Genomic DNA, 17,669 nt, shown 5'->3' with positions numbered 1-17,669 from the left:
TAAAATATTCTGAAAAAGAGGTGACCTGATATGAGTTTGTATCAGCCAATCAAACAAGAAGGTTTATATCATTTCATGAATGAGCATGATGCATGTGGTATTGGATTCTATGCCAATATGGATAATGTGCGCTCCCATGGGATTGTCATCAAATCTCTTGAAATGTTAGAGAGGTTAGATCATCGAGGAGGTGTCGGCGCTGACGGCATCACTGGTGATGGTGCTGGTATCATGACTGAAATTCCGCATGCGCTTCTGAAAGAGGAAGTGGAGGCTCTGCCGGAATTCGGTCAATACTCTGTCGGGATGTACCTGATCAACAGTCAGGAATCTCTTGAAACTTTCAGGGAAGTTGTAGAGAAGGCAGTGGAAGCGGAAGGCCAGCATGTAATCTCCTTCAGGGAGCTTCCGGTCGACGAAGGTGCTCTGGCGGATAATGTCCGTGAAACACTGCCGCAGTTCATGCAGGTGATTACCGACTGCAGTGATGCCCTCGATCTCTATTTTATGAGGAAAATGATCGAACAGGCGCTTGAAGCGGCAGATATCGAGCATTACGTCGCTTCCTTCTCCAATGAGACGATCGTCTATAAGGGATGGCTGCGTTCGGACCAGATCAGGCAGTTCTATGTGGATCTCAGCGATCCGCGCTATGTATCGAAATTCGGTTCCGTCCACTCCCGCTTCAGTACGAATACATTCCCAAGCTGGGCGAGGGCCCATCCAAACCGTCTTCTGATGCACAACGGTGAGATCAATACCATCAAAGGCAACTCGAACTGGATGAAGGCGCGTACGAAGCAGTGGCTGGTGGACACGTTCGGTGAAAAGGGCAGGAGGATCGAAGCGATCATTGACGAATCGGGCAGTGACTCCGCCATCGTCGATAATGTCATGGAGTTCCTGAGCCTCTCCATGCCACCTGAACAGGCAGCGATGATCATGATTCCCGAACCATGGAAATATCAGGATTACGACAATCCGGTCATCAAGGATTTCTATGAGTTCTACAGCTATCTCATGGAGCCATGGGACGGACCGACGATGATCAGCTTCTGTGACAACCATAAGCTCGGTGCGCTGACAGACCGCAACGGTCTGCGTCCGGGACGATATTATGTAACGAAAAGCAATGAAATCATCTACTCCTCGGAAGTGGGTGTCGTGGACATGGAGGAGTCCGAAATCCTCTATAAAGGGCAGCTCAGTCCGGGCAAGCTGCTGCTTGTCGATTTCGACCAGTCGAAAATCATTGAGAACGATGAGCTGAAGCACGGCATCGCAACATCGAAACCATACAGTGAATGGATGTCCCAGAAGCGCAGCGAAAAAATTGAGCCGGCACCATTCAGGCGCAATCCAGTGGACAAGGATACATTGCACAATGTACTCGTACGCTTCGGATATACGAAAGAGGATATAGAGAAATACATGAAACCTCTGACTTCACAGGTGAAGGACCCGATCGGGGCGATGGGCTTCGACCAGCCGCTCGCATTCCTGTCGAGTCATTCCAAGCTGCTGTTCGACTATTTCAAGCAGCACTTTGCGCAGGTCACCAATCCGCCACTCGATTCCTACCGCGAGAAGATCGTCACGAGTGAAATCACATATCTCGGCAGGGAAGGGCACCTGCTCGACCCCGGTGTCAAGGCGGTCGACCGTGTGCAGCTGGAACTGCCTGTCATCGACGGGCGGGTGCTCGCGCGTGAAGATGCGAAACGACTCGGGATTGCTGAAATCGACATCACGTATACAGGTGCATTGAAGGATGCATTGTCACATATCCAGACACAGGCTGCAGAGCTGGCTGAAAAACATGGTGTGCTCGTACTGACGGATGCACGCATCCTTGAGGAAGAGGAACGGTATGCCATTCCTTCACTCCTTGCAACAAGTGCCGTACACCAGGCACTGATTGACCACGAAAGCCGTACGCTGACGAGTATCGTCGTGAAGACGGCCGAAGTGCGCGAAGTGCATCATGTGGCGACACTGATCGGCTTCGGTGCCAATGCAGTCTATCCGCATATTGCCCAGGAGACGCTCGTCTCCGTGTCAGAAGGGGATGAAACGGTGGTCGGCACCTACAACAAGGCATTGACCGAGGGACTCATCAAAGTCATGGCGAAGATGGGCATATCAACGGTGCAGAGCTACCATGGCGCCCAGGTATTCGAAGCCGTCGGTCTCGGGAAGTCGGTCATGCGCGAGTACTTCGGGGATGCAACATCGAAGATCGGTGGGCTGTCGATAGAGGATATCGATTTCAGAAATAAAAAGATGCAGGACAGGAGACTCGAGTATCTGGAGTCCGGAAGCAGATTCCAGTGGCGCCAGCAGGGTGAGGATCATGTCATCAACCCGAATTCCATCCGCCTGCTTCAGGCGGCATGCCGGACGAATGACAAGAAGGCATATGAGGAGTACAGGGAGCATATGCATGACAGCCATCATTCCAGCATCCGTCATCTGCTGAAGTTCAAGTCCCGCCGACCGATTCCAATCGACCAGGTGGAACCGAAGGAGGAAATCGTCAAACGTTTCAAAACGGGTGCGATGAGTTTCGGTTCCCTGTCGCAGGAAGCCCACGAAACGCTTGCCGAAGCGATGAACCAGATCGGTGGACGCAGCAACAGTGGCGAGGGTGGAGAGAATCCGGAACGGTTTGAACCGAAAGAGGATGGCAGAAACTTGAACAGTGCCATCAAACAGGTGGCCTCGGGCCGATTCGGCGTGAACAGCGAATATTTGAACAGTGCGAAGGAAATCCAGATAAAGGTGGCACAGGGGGCGAAACCGGGTGAAGGTGGACAGCTGCCGGGGCAGAAAGTATATCCCTGGGTTGCTGAAATCAGGAACTCAACACCGGGTGTCGGACTCATCTCACCACCGCCGCACCATGACATCTATTCCATCGAGGACCTGGCACAGCTGATACATGACCTTAAGAATGCCAACAAGGAAGCGGATATTTCCGTAAAACTGGTTGCCAAAAACGGCGTCGGAACGATTGCGGCAGGTGTTGCGAAAGCCTATGCAGACAAAATCGTCATCAGCGGGTTTGATGGCGGGACAGGTGCATCACCCCTGACAAGCATCCAGCACGCCGGGCTGCCTTGGGAACTCGGCCTGACAGAAGCGCATCAGACGCTGCAGCTCAATGGTCTGAGGTCCAGGGTGACTTTGGAGACGGATGGCAAGCTCATGACGGGCAGGGACGTTGCGATCGCATGTGCACTCGGTGCCGAGGAATTCGCGTTTGCGACAGCGCCGCTTGTCGTACTCGGCTGTATCATGATGCGTGTGTGCCACAAGGATACGTGTCCGGTCGGCATCGCCACACAGAATGGCGATCTGCGCCAGCTGTATACCGGAAAGGCGGAGCATGTAGTCAACTTCATGCACTTCATTGCTGAAGATATCCGTGAAATACTGGCGGAACTCGGACTGAAATCCATGGACGATCTCGTCGGTGCCGTAGAGCACCTGGAAGTGGACAAGGAGAAGACGGCGAATCATCATCTCGGTGAGCTCGATCTCTCGCCGATACTGACACCTATCGATGGGGACAGAAGGAAAGTGGACGTGCAGAAGCATCCATTCGAATGGTCTCTCGATGACCTCAACCTTCTGCCTGACTTCAAAGGGAAAGTGGAAGCGGGAGAACCGCATGAAGCGGCCTATCATGTCAAAAACAGGCACAGGAACATCGGTACACAGCTCGGCAGTCTGATTACAAACGTCCAGGGCATGAAGACGCTCGACCATGACACATACAAGGTCAATACATTCGGCCATGCCGGACAGAGCTATGGTGCCTTCATTCCACAAGGTCTGACGATGCACCATGTGGGCGACTTGAACGACTACGTCGGCAAAGGCATATCCGGCGGACGTGTCATCGTCCAGGCGCCGATCAAGGAAAGAAGTCATGACATCATCGTCGGGAATGTCTGCCTGTATGGCGCCATCGGTGGCCAGGTATTCATCAACGGCGTCGCCGGAGAGCGTTTCGGCGTCAGGAACAGTGGCGCGGAAGTGGTCGTAGAAGGCATTGGAGACCACGGACTGGAATATATGACCGGTGGCCGTGTCGTCATCATCGGGGATATCGGGAAGAATTTCGCTGCAGGCATGAGCGGTGGTATCGCCTATATCATAAATGAGAAGTCGGTCATTGAAAACCAGGTCAACATGAACCATGAAATGATCGAAGTCGGCCTGGTGGAGGACCGTGAAGAAATGGAGAAGGTGAAACATCTCCTCTATGGACACCAGTACTTCACGAATAGCGGCAGGGCCCAGGATGCGATTGCGAAAATCGAATCCGGTGAAATTGAAGTCATCAAAGTCATCCCTGTCGAATACAGGAAGATGCAGCAGAAGATCAGGTACGGCCTCGAGAACAGGCATTCCCTGAAGGACGCCGAACTGAAGGCGTTCAATGGTGAATTGACGGTCGAGGACAAAGAACTCGAGAAGATGAATATATTCTAGGAAGGAGCGATGTGAGATGGGTGAGTTTAAAGGATTTATGAAACATCAGAGAAAGTCTCAGTCGGAAGAAGATCTGAAAGCAAGAGTTTCGAATTATGAGGCGTTCCAGCATCGCTTCTGTAATGAAGATGCTCAGGAGCAGGGGGCGCGCTGCATGGAATGCGGCACGCCATTCTGCCAGACGGGTGTCGGTGTAGGGAAGGAGACCGTCGGCTGCCCGATCGGCAACTACATTCCTGAATGGAACGATCTTGTCTATAAAGGGCAGTTCAAGGAGGCTTACAGACGCCTTTCGGAAACAAACAACTTTCCGGAATTCACCGGAAATGTATGTCCGGCGCCCTGTGAATCTTCATGTGTGCTCTCCATCAACAATGATCCGGTTGCAATCAAGGGCATCGAACGCACAATCATCGATGAAGCCTTTGAGCAGGGATGGGTCGAGCCGAGGACGCCGAACCACAGGCTGGATACACGCATTGCCATCATCGGCAGCGGGCCTGCCGGCCTGACTGCTGCAGATGAGCTGAATTCGTGGGGACACAATGTCGACGTCTACGAAAGGGACATCAAACCTGGTGGCCTGCTCAGATACGGCATTCCGAACATGAAGCTGGATAAGGCTGTAGTGGAACGCAGAGTGGAACTGATGGAGGCTGCAGGTGTCAAATTCATCTGTGATGTCAACGTCGGCAAAGATGTAACATATGAAGAACTTGATGAAAAGTACGATGCCATCATTGTTGCGACCGGTGCCCGCAAGCAGAGGGACCTGAAACTTGAAGGCAGACAGAGCAAGGATATACAGTTCGCAATGGACTACCTGACTGAACAGACGCAGCACCAGTTCGGTGAGATAGAAGAACCATCCATCACGGCCAAGGACAAGCATGTCATCGTCATCGGCGGGGGAGATACCGGAGCCGACTGTGTAGCGATGTCGCTGAGGGAAGGATGCAAATCCGTTTTCCAGCTGAACAAATATGACCGTCTGCCGGACAAGGTGGATGGAAATCCGTTCTGGCCGCTTCAGAAGCAGGTCTTCAAGCTCGACTATGCCCATGCTGAATACGAGGGGGCGTTCGGCCAGGAGCCGCGTGCCTATGGTGTGCAGACGATGGCATATGATGTCGATCTCATTGGTGACCTGAAGGGAATCAATACGCAGGTGCTCAGCCAGCAGCCTTTGAATGATATCACGATGGAAGACCAGGAACGCTATTTCAAGGCGGACCTTGTACTCCTTTCCATCGGTTTTGAAGGCGTGGAGAGCAAATTGCCGAAAGCATTCCAGCTGCAGATGACGAATAACAAGATCGCAGCTGACGACAGCGACTACAAGACGAACAAAAGGAAGGTCTTCGCTGCTGGAGATGCAAGACGTGGGCAGAGCCTCGTCGTATGGGCGATCAAGGAAGGGCGCGAAGTGGCCCGTGCAGCACATAAATTTGCAGTGCAGAATAAAATATACTCATAAGTGGAATGCCGGCTCATCGAGCCGGTATTTTTTCTGCTCCGATGGGCAATTATGGTATGATATGACTAATCATATTCAAAGAGTCTTACATATTAAGGAATGGTCAAATGGATAGAGAACGTCTCTGGACGAAGGATTTTATCATTGTATTCATATTCAACTTCTTCATCATGCTTGCGATGTTCCTGCTGATGGTCACAATCAGTGGCTACGCAGTGGATGAGTTTGGCGTGTCGACCAGTACTGCCGGACTGGTCGCCGGCATCTTCATCGTTGGATCGCTGATCGGCAGGGTGCTGACCGGGCATCAGCTGAGCCTGATGGGCGCCAAAAAGATCATGTATATCGGTACCGCCATGTTCATCGTCACCTATGGCCTGTATTTTGTCGCCGGCAATCTTCAGCTGCTGCTGATCGTCCGCTTCTTCAACGGACTGGCCAACGGAGTTGCGACGACGGCGGTCGGCACGATTGCAGCACTCGCCCTGCCCAGATCGCGCAGGGGGGAAGGAATCAGCTACTTCAGCCTGAGTTTCGTCATGGCGACGGCCCTCGGACCCTTCATGGCCTTCTTCCTGCTCCAGCATATCAGCTATCAGATGCTGTTTCTGATCGTGTTCACACTCGTCCTGATCGCCAGCGTGTTCACCATCTTCATCAGGACCGACAACACGACGATCGACCTCTCAAAAGAGCCGAAGCCGAAATTTGAATGGATCGACAGGAACGCCATGCCGATCGGCATTGTGGTGCTGATCATCTGCATGACGTATTCGACGGTGCTCTCCTTCATCGCCCTGTTTGCAGAAGAACAGAATCTCGTCGCCGCCTCGAGCTACTTCTTTCTCGTCTATGCCATCGTCATACTGATCACACGGCCCGTGACGGGACGCCTCATGGATCAGAAGGGGGCGAACATCGTCATCTATCCGGCGTTTGTCGTGCTGGCCATCGGATATCTGGTGCTCGGCCAGACGACTTCCGGCTTCATGCTGCTCCTGTCAGGGGTGCTGCTCGGCTTCGGATACGGGAACTTCCAGTCGATCACCCAGGCACTCTGCATCAAGGTGGCGGATGCAAAGAATGTCGGGCTTGCGACATCCACCTATTTCATCGCCCTCGACTTCGGCCTCGGTGTGGGTTCCTACATTCTTGGGACGCTGGTGCCGATCCTCGGCTACAGCGGCCTGTACAGTTCAATGGTCCTGCTTGTGGTGGCGGGCGCCATCGTATACTACATGGTATATGGCAGGCATGAGGGCAGAAACGCATCATCCATTAAAAACTATCAATGACGAAAAAGAGATGATCATGTGAAAAACGGTCATAAATTTTTGACGGAATCCGTCATCACCCGCCAGAATATCATATTGTCGATAGCGGCTGCCGTGTTCCTCGTTTCACTGGTCTATGCCGCCCTCACTCCGGATGTCAGCTGGACGGCAGGCAGTGCCCTGTCGATTCTGCTGCTTGGCCTCATACTATGGGCTTTCGAACCGATCCCTTTCGGCATGACGTCGATGGTCATCATGGTCCTGCTTGTCATGCTGCAGACCGTAAGCATCGATGTCATGCTCTCCGGGTTCTCCTCGCCGGCCGTCTTCCTCGTGGTCGCCGGAGTCATGCTTGTCCAGGGGGTCAGCCAGACGACGCTGATTCCGAGGATTTCATATGGCCTCGTCTATAGGCTCGGAACCTCGCTCAGAAGGCTCTTCATCGGAATATTCGTGCTGATCCAGTTCCTTGCATTCTTCATCCCGACCAACAGTGTACGGGCCACGCTCCTGTTGCCATTGGCGACGCGGGTGGTGGACAGCATCGGCGCGGGGGAGACATCGAACTACAACAAGCTGATCATGGTCGGCATCGCTTTCGCCACCAATCTCAGTGCCGTCGGTGTACTGACCGGCGCCGTCAGCAACATACTTGCAGTCGAGCTGCTGAACACCTATACGGAGTACAGCATCACCTATCTCCAATGGTTCCTCTACGCCCTGCCGCTGTGGGTGATACTGACGATCGTCATTCCGTTCGTCCTGCTGTGGTTCTATCCGCCGGAAGAAGTGGATACGGAGTCATTACATAAAGAGATGGAAACCTCCTACAAGGAATTCGGGGAACTGTCCGGGGCCGAATGGAAATGCATCGCCGTGCTCATCCTCACGGTCGTATTGTGGACACTCGAGTCCGTGCATGGCTTCCATCCGGTCATCCCGGCGATGCTTGCGGTCGTCCTGATTACACTGCCGAAGATCGGATTCGTAAAATGGAAGGAGGTCGTCAACATCAATTTCGACCTCATCCTGCTGATCGGCGCGTCACTGTCACTCGGCTATGCCCTGACCGAATCCGGTGCGCTGGATGTCCTGACGGACGCCCTGCTCACGGACACCCTCATCCAGCTGTTCTCGAACCCCTGGGTCGCGATGGTGACGGTGATCATCATCTCGCAGCTCTATCATATGGTCGTCACCAATATCTCGACTGCCGTCGTCACACTTGTGCCGATCATCATCACGATTTCAGTCGAAGTGGGCCTCAATCCGGTCATGATGACTTTCGTTACATCCATCACCCTGCTGTTCGGCTTCATCCTGGCCATCCAGTCGATGCCGAACGTTATCATCTACAATGAGGGGCGCATCAGGCAGAAGGACCTTGTGAAGCCGGGCATCGTCATCACGGTCATCAGTGCCCTCGCCACAATCCTTGTCGCGTTTACATTCTGGAATTTTTTCGGTCTATGGCCATAAAAAACAGCGTGTGTCCAATTGGACACACGCTGTTTTTGTTGAAGGCCACAAGGCATCAGGCATTCTGGGGAACTTCGAACCATTCCTCTGCCCACTTCTGGAGTTCATTCATGAAAGGCTCCATTGCCTTGCCTTTGTCGGTAAGCATATACTCTATTCTGACCGGGGTTTCCGGGTAGACTTCACGCTTGACGATGTTTTCTTTTTCGAGCGTTTTCAAACGCTCCGAAAGGACACGGCCACTGACGCCCATGGACGATTCAAGGTTGCAGAAACGTTTAGGTCCATCCATTAGCTGATGGATGATGAGCCCTGTCCACCTCTGGCCGAGAACACCCATGGCGTTTTCAAATTTGGGACAGATCGAATAATCCATATCATCACTCCTCGAGAAACAGTATACCTCTTTTTTCCTCCATATTACAAATGTTTGAAAGCATCGCCCAGATATAAAATGATTCAGGGGCGTTTAAGTACTTCTGAATCGGCTAAACATTATATGTATACCATTTTATGGACGGACTAAATATAAATGAAGAAGGTGGATATTCAATGACTGCAAAAGACGATGCAATCGGCAAGCACATGAAGCACGTGACCAATTTCAGGAGAAGGCTCCATCAGGCGCCGGAACTCAGTTTTGAGGAATATGAGACGACGAAGCTTGTCGCAAATGGACTCGAAGATACGCGCATCGAATTTTATGAGCTGTCGGAGAAGACGGGTCTGATCGGCATGCTCGAGAAGGATCCGAGCTATGAATATATCGGCGTGCGTGCGGATATGGACGCACTACCGATCACCGAGCAGACGGACCTTGATTTCAAGTCGGAAAACGAAGGGGTCATGCATGCATGCGGCCACGATATCCATACAAGCATCATCTACGGCTTTGCCAAGGTGATCGATGACCTTTATGATGATCTCAAATATAACCTCGTCTTCATCTTCCAGCCTGCTGAAGAAGTGCTGGGTGGCGCCGAATATATCAAAGAAGAGCTGAAACGTCTCGAGGTGCCGATAGACAAGATGATCATGTATCATACATGGCCGAACCTTGAGGAAGGTCTCGTTGGATACAGGGAAGACGAAATGATGGCGGGGTCCATCGGTTTCGATGTTACACTGAAGGTGAAGGGCGGCCACGCCGCCCACCCGGAAAAGACGGCGGATCCGGTGTACCTTGCGACGAACATCATCCAGTTCATGCAGGGGGTCGCGTCACGCTTCAATAATCCGGCGACGCCCGTCGTCATCACAGTCGGACAGATCCATGCCGGAGAGAAGAATAATGTCATCCCGGATGAATGCAAGTTTGGCGGGACGATTCGCAGCTTCTCCGAGAAGTCGCTTGAACTGGCACAGGAGATGATCGAGAACTACACAAGCGGCCTGATGAAGATGGCAGATGCCGGGTGCCACGTCGAATTCAGCCGCTACTGCCCGCCGGTCATCAATAATCCGGAACTCGTGGATGATTTCATCAACAGTGGTGACGATGTGAAATTCCACGAGCTCAAGGAGCCATCCATGGGTTCCGAGGATTTTGCATTCTACATGCAGGATTATGTCGGTGCCGCCTTCCGCGTCGGCACTAGGATGAAGGAGGAGGAGAAGAGCGGATATTCACTCCACAGTCCTGAAATCATATTCTCCGAAAAGAGTATGGAAACGGGCATCCGGGCACTGGTCAACTTCGCTACAAAAGCGCATTAGAAAGAAAACCGATGATTGCGGTTTTTTATTCAGTCGTGTCTCTTGCTTCCAGGTGGGTGCTGCTATAACATTTGGGGTAGCAGATGAGGAAAGTGGGATATTCACTTGGTAATGATTGAAAAGGCACTGAACAATAATGTTGTGATCGGGAAAGATGAATTTGAAGAAGTCGTGCTGATTGGGCGCGGAATCGGTTTCGGCAGGAAACAGGGCGATACGCTCGAAATCGAAGAAGCGGACAAGGTATACAAGCTTGAAGGCCAGCAGGATACGAGCAGGTACCAGACGCTCCTGACCATGGCGGATGAAAAACTGTTCCAGTCGACGCTCGAAGCCATCGAGCTGATTGATGATATGACGACGGAAGACATCAACAACAGAATCCTGCTGTCGCTGACGGACCATCTGCTGTTTGCCATGAAGCGGCTGGAAGAGGGCATCGACATCAGCAACCCGTTCGTCAATGAGACGAAGGCGCTCTATCCGAAGGAGTTCCGCATCGCCGAAGCGGTCGTGGAGATGTTCAACAGGAAATATGGCATCCACCTCCCGGAGGCGGAAGTCGGCTTCATCGCCCTCCATGTACATTCTTCCATATACAACCGCTCGCTCCGGGATATGAATGTATTGTCGGAAGTCGTCCATCAGGCGATCGTCATCATCGAACAGGGGCTCGATACGACAATCGACCAGTCCTCCATACAGTATGACCGCTTCGTGCGCCATATCAGCTTCTGTGTCCAGCGGGTGATGAATGATGAGAGTGTGCCGGCGCAGGATGCTTTCGATTCACTATTGAAAGCGGAATATCCCGTGTGCTATAATATATCTGTAAAAATCGTGAAGATGATACAGAACAAATTGCAGCGCAAGGTGTACGACTCGGAGGTCGTCTATCTTACGATGCACATACAGCATTTCAAGCATTATTCTAAATAGACGTGTTACCGGAAGGGCATGAGTTTATAGGAATAGTTTATTTAACTATCCCTGTATCCTCATGCCCTTTTTTCTGTGGATTCTTCATGAAACAATAATATTCATACTAGGAGGAAATAATTATGTTCAAAAAGCTTTTTGGACAGCTGCAGCGCATCGGTAAAGCATTGATGCTCCCGGTTGCGATCCTGCCTGCTGCCGGCCTCATGCTCGGTATCGGTGCCGCAATGCAGACTGAAGCAATGGTCGACTGGCTTCCATTCCTTGAAGCCGGCTGGCTCGTCGCCCTATCCGATATGCTCCAGGCGGCTGGTGGCGTCGTCTTCGACAACCTGGCCCTGCTGTTCGCACTCGGTGTAGCCGTGGGACTCGCGAGAGGTGACGGTGTTGCAGCCGTTGCAGCCTTCGTCGGTTACATGATCATGAACGTTACAATGGGACAGATTGCCGGAGTGACACCGGAAATGGCAGCGGAAGACCCTGCCTATGCCAACGTGCTCGGCATCCCGACAATCCAGACGGGTGTATTCGGTGGTATCATCATCGGTGTCATCGCTGCCTGGGCCTACAACAGATACTACAACATCAATCTGCCCGACTTCCTTGGGTTCTTTGCAGGGAAGCGATTTGTGCCGATTGTGACAGCGGTATTCTCATTCATAATCGGTCTGGCGATGTTCGTCATCTGGCCGCCGATCCAAAGTGGGATGAACGAAGTCTCACTCTGGCTGATGGAGGAAAATACGGCAATCGGCGTATTTGCATTCGGTACGATCAAACGCCTGCTCATTCCATTCGGACTGCACCACATATTCCACGCACCATTCTGGTTTGAATTCGGTACGTATACGAATGCAGCCGGAGAAATCGTGCGTGGCGACCTGAACATCTTCTTCGCCCAGCTGCGTGACGGCGTCGAACTGACTGCCGGCAACTTCATGCAGGGTGAATTCCCGGTCATGATGTTCGGTCTGCCGGCTGCGGCACTGGCGATGTACCATGCCGCACGCCCTGAACGCAAAAAGTACGTTGCCGGCATCATGATATCTGCAGCACTGACAAGCTTCCTGACAGGCATCACTGAGCCGCTGGAATTCTCATTCCTGTTCGTTGCACCACTGCTCTATGTCATCCACGCACTGCTCGATGGCCTGAGCTTCCTGATTCTCTACCTGCTTGATGTGAACCTCGGTTATACATTCTCGGGCGGATTCATCGACTTCTTCCTGTTCGGTATTCTTCAGAACCGTACGGAATGGTGGTGGGTGCTTGTCGTAGGTGTCGTCTACGCAATCATCTACTATGTCGTGTTCAGGGTGCTCATCCAGGCATTGAACCTTAAGACGCCGGGACGTGAAGACGAAAGTGCAGAAGTATCCACATCCACAGCACAGGAACTGCCGTTCAATGTGCTCACAGCGATGGGTGGGGAAGAAAACATCAAGCATCTCGACGCCTGCATCACACGTCTCCGTGTGGAAGTCAATGACACCGCCGCCGTCGATGAAGCAGAATTGAAAGCCCTTGGTGCCTCCGGGGTCATGAAGGTCGGCAAGAACATGCAGGCCATCTTCGGACCGAAGTCCGATCAGATCAGAAATGACATGCAGAGGATCATCGATGGTGAAATCACTTCGCCGGCCGAAGCGACAGTGACGGAATCGACGGAAGATAATGTCGAAGAGGCCCAAGGAACACAGATGATGGACGATGACAACAAGGACATCTATTCCCCGATCGAAGGTGAAGCAGTCGAGCTTACTGAAGTGCCGGACCAGGTCTTCAGCGAGAAGATGATGGGCGATGGTGTGGCCGTCAAGCCGACAAGCGGTACCGTCCGCGCACCATTCGACGGCGAAGTCGTTACGGACTTCCCGACAAAACACGCACTCGGACTCACGAACGAAGGCGGACTCGAACTCCTCGTCCACTTCGGACTCGATACTGTCAATCTGAAAGGCGAAGGCTTCGACCTCAAAGTTGCAGCCGGAGACAAGATCAGAAAAGGTGACGTATTGATGGAGGTCGACCTCGACTACATCAGGGAGAACGCGAAGAGCGACATCACTCCAATCATCATTACAGGACCGGCCGGCACAGAAATTGCTGCCAGGGAACTCGGTTCAGTTACAAATGACGACGTCGTCATCAATATCAAGTAGTAGACCAAGCAGCATGCCAAAGGGCATGCTGCTTTTTTGCTTTCGGGGGAGGCTGGTGTAGGAAGGGGCGGCTCACCCCGCCTTCCTCCCTGCTGCGAGGGGGGACCGGAAGCCAGCCCCTCGTGATTTATCAAAATTGTCACAAAAATGATTTTAATCTACAATGTAGGAGAAGTTAATTTTTCAAAAAGGGGTCTGGCCAATGATTGAATTTCCGAAACCGACAGTAGAACAGTTTTTCACATCCTACAACATCAACAACTTTACCGTGAGTCCGGACGAGAAGCGTATTCTGTTCACGACGAACATCAACGGCAAAGTGAATATTTGGGCGATGGATACCCCCGAGACGTATCCCTACCTGTTTGCCCAGAAGGACCAGAATGCAAATTTCATCAAATACGATCCGCACAGCCGCTTCGTACTTTCAGGCTATGATCATGATGGAGATGAGAATTTCCAGATTTACGCCACCGGTCCGGACGGGGGTGTGCCGAAGCCCCTGATTACAGGGGAACCGGATGAAAAGTATTTCTTCTCCAAACTGTCCCAGGACGGCAGGAAGGTCTACTATGTCACTTCTGAAGGGAATCCGAGCTTTCTGAATGCGAAAGTCCTTGATATCGGGACGGGCGAGGAACGTCTGATCCATGAAGGGGAGGAGGCACCGACATATTTGACGGATGTCTCAGTTGATGAAGAAAACAGCGCACATATGCAGGTGCGTGCAAATACCTACATCCTCGGATTCATCAGAACGAAGGACGGGATGGAATACATTACACCCGACCCGGAAGTGGTCCACACGGTGGGTGACATGACGTTCATAAAGGATGACGAGGTCTGGTTCAGCACCAACTATGAGAGTGAATACGACTATCTGGCAAAATACAATCTGACGGAGAAGCAATTTTCGAAAGTGATGGATTTCGGTGAGGAATCGGTGTCTGGGCTGCAGTTCAACCGTCATACGAACATGCTGTACATCACAACGGAGAAGGGTGTGGCGGACAGGCTGTATTACTATGATCTAAACCATGATATCTCTGATGAGATAAAAACGCCCTTCGATGCCATCAGGCAGCTTGCCGTGACGAAAGGAGGGAGCCTCTACGCACTTGCCGGGAGTGCGACCGAGCCGTTCAACATATGGAAGTACCAGCTTGAGAAGTGGACCTCCCTTACAAAGAACCGGGTGCTTGGAGTCACTTCAAAAGACATGGTGGAGCCTGAAACCGTAAGCTACAAGTCCTTTGACGGAATGGAGATCGAAGCGCTGCTGTTCCGCGCAAAAGAGGAGAACCGGAATGGATACACGGTCTTCTGGCCCCATGGCGGGCCGCAGGCGGCTGAGCGCAAGTTCTATCGTGCCATGTTCCAGATGCTCCTGAACCGCGGCTACAACATCTTCTGTCCGAATTTCAGAGGCAGCACGGGATATGGCGCTTCATTTGTAAAACGCGTCGAACAGGATTGGGGCGAAGGCCCACGCCTCGATAATGTGGAAGGCATCAGATGGCTGTTCGATAACGGCATCTCGTCTCCCGAGAAGCTCTTCCTTGTCGGCGGCAGCTATGGTGGTTATATGGCACTGCTCCTTCACGGGAGACATCCGGAATACTTCAGGGCGGTCGTCGATATATTCGGCGTCTCCAACCTCTTCACTTTCTACAATTCGGTTCCGGAGCACTGGAAGCCCATCATGACACGCTGGGTCGGCGATCCGGAGAGGGACAGGGAGCGGTTCGAAAAAGATTCGCCGATCACCTATCTCAGTAAGATGTCGAGGCCGATGCTCGTCATCCAGGGCGCGAAGGACCCAAGGGTCGTGAAAGAGGAATCGGATCAGATTGTGGAGGAGCTGAGGAATGCCGGCAGGGAAATCGACTATCTCGTGCTGGATGATGAAGGCCACGGCTTTTCAAAGAAGGAAAATGAAATCAACGTCTACAGGACCATGCTCGAGTTTCTTGGGAAACACCATTAAAGACGCCCGGTTCCGGGTATGGAAGAATAAAATGAGTGGGATGGAGGAGATGTGCTGTGGGAGGGACGAAAGATTGGGAAAAGGACCATCGTAAAGAGCCGCTTCATAGTAATGAGTACTGGTACAGTTTTCTTTTTGAAATGTTTCTGAACTCTGTCGGCTTGGTCTTCAGACTTGTCAGAGGCATATTCAGTGCGCTGTAGCAGGCGCTTCCGCCATCAGTTCAAGGGAAAGGTGAAGATGTATGCACATTGCGATAACCGTGGGGTCAGGAATACTGTTCCTGCTGCTTTTCGGTATCATGTTTGAGAATTGGCTTTTCGGTATCATTGCAGGATTATTTTTCGCTGTTACCAATTTCATCGTGTTCAGGCCGGAAGGAAATAAGAAGTAGACTTGGCATCAAGTCTACTTTTTTGACTTTAATTTACATGCATAAAGCGTATATTAACGGGAAGAGTACAATAATAAATGATCGAGGAGGGGTAGTGTGGCGCAGAACATGCCCGAAGATGCGGGCTTTGACAGGACATTGAGTGTACTGAAAGAAGGATATGAATTCATTATGAACAGGAGTGAATCCTTGAATTCGGATGTGTTTGAGACACGGATCATGGGTGAAAAGGCAATCTGTCTGACGGGCAGTGAAGCAGCAGAACTGTTCTATGATGATACGCGCTTCAGAAGAAGGGACGCTGCGCCCTCCCGGGTTGAAAAGACTTTATTTGGCAAAGGTGCCGTGCAGACACTGGATGGTGAACAGCATAGAAACAGAAAGGCCATGCTGATGTCCCTGATGGACAATGAAGCGATGGAAGAAATAGAAATGCTGGTCCTCCATTATTGGCAGCAATATTTTGAAGAGGCGGGCAGCCTGGAGACGGTGGAGCTCTATGAAGCGGCCAAAGTCGTCTTTCTTCAGGTTGCAGCCAAATGGACGGGTGTCCCGCTGGAAGAGTCGGAGACGGAGGAGCGCGCTGCACAGATTTCAGATCTGTTCGAATCCCCAGCGGCACTGGGACTTCAGCACTGGAAGGGCAGACGGGCACGCTCTGAGGCGAACGACTGGATTGAAGGACTTGTGGAAGGTGTCAGGACGGGTGCCTTCGAAGTCGACAATGGAAAGGCACTTCATACATTCAGCTGGCACAGGGATGAAAAGGGTGAGCTGCTGGATAAAGGAATTGTAGCGGTGGAAATCATCAATCTTCTGAGACCGATGACTGCAGTCAGTGTATGGGTTGCGATGATCGGACTTGCGATGCATGAGTTCCCGGAGGAAAGGGAGAAGCTTACAGGCGCCGGCGAGGAGCGGCTTGAATGGTTCATCCAGGAAGTGCGCAGATACTATCCGTTCTTCCCGTTTGCGGCTGCAAGAACCGATGTGGATTTTGAATGGCAGGGATACCATTTCGAAGAAGGCACTCTGACACTGCTCGATCTCTATGGCACAAACCGTCACCCGGCGGATTGGGTGCATCCGGAGACATTCATGCCGGAACGGTTTGAGGGTTGGCAGCAGACGCCGTTCAATTTCATCCCCCAGGGCGGTGGAGATTACGATTTCGGTCATCGCTGTGCCGGTGAGTTCGTGACCATCGTCATGATGCGTGCGACGCTTGATTTCCTCGTCAACAGACTGGAATATGATGTGCCGGAACAGGATTTCAGTTTTGAATTCAATGATATTCCTGCCGTGCCGAACGACAAGATAAAAATAAACAATTACAGATCCAAATGACCGGGACGGATGTTCCGGATTTTTTTATTGACAATTATACCCTATGGGGGTATGATGTACATAAGGAAAAAACTAAGGAAGTGATCATAATGGGTGAACATCTCCATGAACATGCTGTAGTGCCACGCACGGACGAAGAGAAGGACAAGGTGATGAACCGGCTGAAGCGGATTGAGGGGCAGGTGCGGGGCATCCAGAAGATGGTGGATGAGGACCGCTATTGTGTGGACATCCTCGTCCAGATCAGCGCAATACAGTCGGCATTAAAAAACGTCGGCTATACAGTGACGGAGCGTCACATGAAACATTGTGTTACAGATGCCATCAACAAGGGTGAAGGCGAAGATTCCATCGAAGAACTGATGGCAGTACTCAAGCAGTTCTCCAAATAGGA

13 protein-coding genes are annotated in these 17,669 nt (G+C 51.8%); 12 read left to right on the top strand and 1 reads right to left on the bottom strand.

The features are described 5' to 3' along the window. Nucleotides 1-30: 30 nt before the first annotated feature. From gltB to RQP18_RS11225, 4 genes are all read left to right on the top strand, one after another. Nucleotides 31-4,500, top strand: a complete 4,470-nt coding sequence (gene gltB, locus RQP18_RS11240) for a glutamate synthase large subunit (protein ID WP_342387772.1) — start codon at nt 31-33, stop codon at nt 4,498-4,500. A 16-nt stretch (nt 4,501-4,516) separates the two neighbouring features. Then, the gene (locus tag RQP18_RS11235; RefSeq protein ID WP_342387771.1) at nt 4,517-5,977 is read left to right on the top strand and encodes a glutamate synthase subunit beta; all 1,461 of its coding nucleotides are present in this window, start codon (nt 4,517-4,519) and stop codon (nt 5,975-5,977) included. Nucleotides 5,978-6,084: 107 nt separating this feature from the next. Next, nucleotides 6,085-7,272, top strand: coding sequence for an MFS transporter (locus tag RQP18_RS11230; RefSeq protein WP_342387770.1), 1,188 nt, complete (start codon nt 6,085-6,087; stop codon nt 7,270-7,272). Nucleotides 7,273-7,290: 18 nt separating this feature from the next. Beyond that, nucleotides 7,291-8,730, top strand: coding sequence for an SLC13 family permease (locus tag RQP18_RS11225; protein WP_342387769.1), 1,440 nt, complete (start codon nt 7,291-7,293; stop codon nt 8,728-8,730). Nucleotides 8,731-8,785: 55 nt separating this feature from the next. Here RQP18_RS11225 and RQP18_RS11220 read toward each other — a convergent pair whose 3' ends face one another. Continuing rightward, entirely contained in the window at nt 8,786-9,106 is a 321-nt protein-coding gene (locus RQP18_RS11220) for a winged helix-turn-helix transcriptional regulator (protein WP_342387768.1), read from the bottom strand. 176 nt (nt 9,107-9,282) lie between these two features. Here RQP18_RS11220 and RQP18_RS11215 point away from each other — a divergent pair, with 176 nt between their 5' ends. From RQP18_RS11215 to RQP18_RS11180, 8 genes are all read left to right on the top strand, one after another. Then, the gene (locus RQP18_RS11215; RefSeq protein ID WP_342387767.1) at nt 9,283-10,446 is read left to right on the top strand and encodes a M20 metallopeptidase family protein; all 1,164 of its coding nucleotides are present in this window, start codon (nt 9,283-9,285) and stop codon (nt 10,444-10,446) included. Between the two features lie 111 nt (nt 10,447-10,557). Continuing rightward, nucleotides 10,558-11,385, top strand: coding sequence for a glucose PTS transporter transcription antiterminator GlcT (gene glcT / locus RQP18_RS11210; RefSeq protein WP_342387766.1), 828 nt, complete (start codon nt 10,558-10,560; stop codon nt 11,383-11,385). Between the two features lie 122 nt (nt 11,386-11,507). Further along, nucleotides 11,508-13,547, top strand: coding sequence for a glucose-specific PTS transporter subunit IIBC (gene ptsG / locus RQP18_RS11205; RefSeq protein ID WP_342387765.1), 2,040 nt, complete (start codon nt 11,508-11,510; stop codon nt 13,545-13,547). A gap of 202 nt (nt 13,548-13,749) precedes the next feature. Then, nucleotides 13,750-15,534 (top strand): S9 family peptidase, encoded by a 1,785-nt coding sequence (locus RQP18_RS11200; RefSeq protein ID WP_342387764.1) that lies wholly within the window; start codon nt 13,750-13,752, stop codon nt 15,532-15,534. Between the two features lie 56 nt (nt 15,535-15,590). Beyond that, entirely contained in the window at nt 15,591-15,737 is a 147-nt protein-coding gene (locus RQP18_RS11195) for a hypothetical protein (RefSeq protein ID WP_342387763.1), read from the top strand. 41 nt (nt 15,738-15,778) lie between these two features. Next, nucleotides 15,779-15,928, top strand: a complete 150-nt coding sequence (locus tag RQP18_RS11190) for a hypothetical protein (protein ID WP_342387762.1) — start codon at nt 15,779-15,781, stop codon at nt 15,926-15,928. Between the two features lie 96 nt (nt 15,929-16,024). Beyond that, nucleotides 16,025-17,275 carry a cytochrome P450 gene (locus tag RQP18_RS11185; protein WP_342387761.1) on the top strand — a complete coding sequence of 417 codons (1,251 nt, stop codon included), beginning with the start codon at nt 16,025-16,027 and terminating at the stop codon, nt 17,273-17,275. Nucleotides 17,276-17,364: 89 nt separating this feature from the next. Then, entirely contained in the window at nt 17,365-17,667 is a 303-nt protein-coding gene (locus tag RQP18_RS11180) for a metal-sensing transcriptional repressor (protein ID WP_124010735.1), read from the top strand. Nucleotides 17,668-17,669: the final 2 nt, after the last annotated feature.

This window comes from Salinicoccus sp. Bachu38, from assembly GCF_038561955.2.
Taxonomy (GTDB): Bacteria; Bacillota; Bacilli; order Staphylococcales; family Salinicoccaceae; genus Salinicoccus; species Salinicoccus bachuensis.
This window is presented reverse-complemented; position numbering and strand designations above follow the sequence as displayed.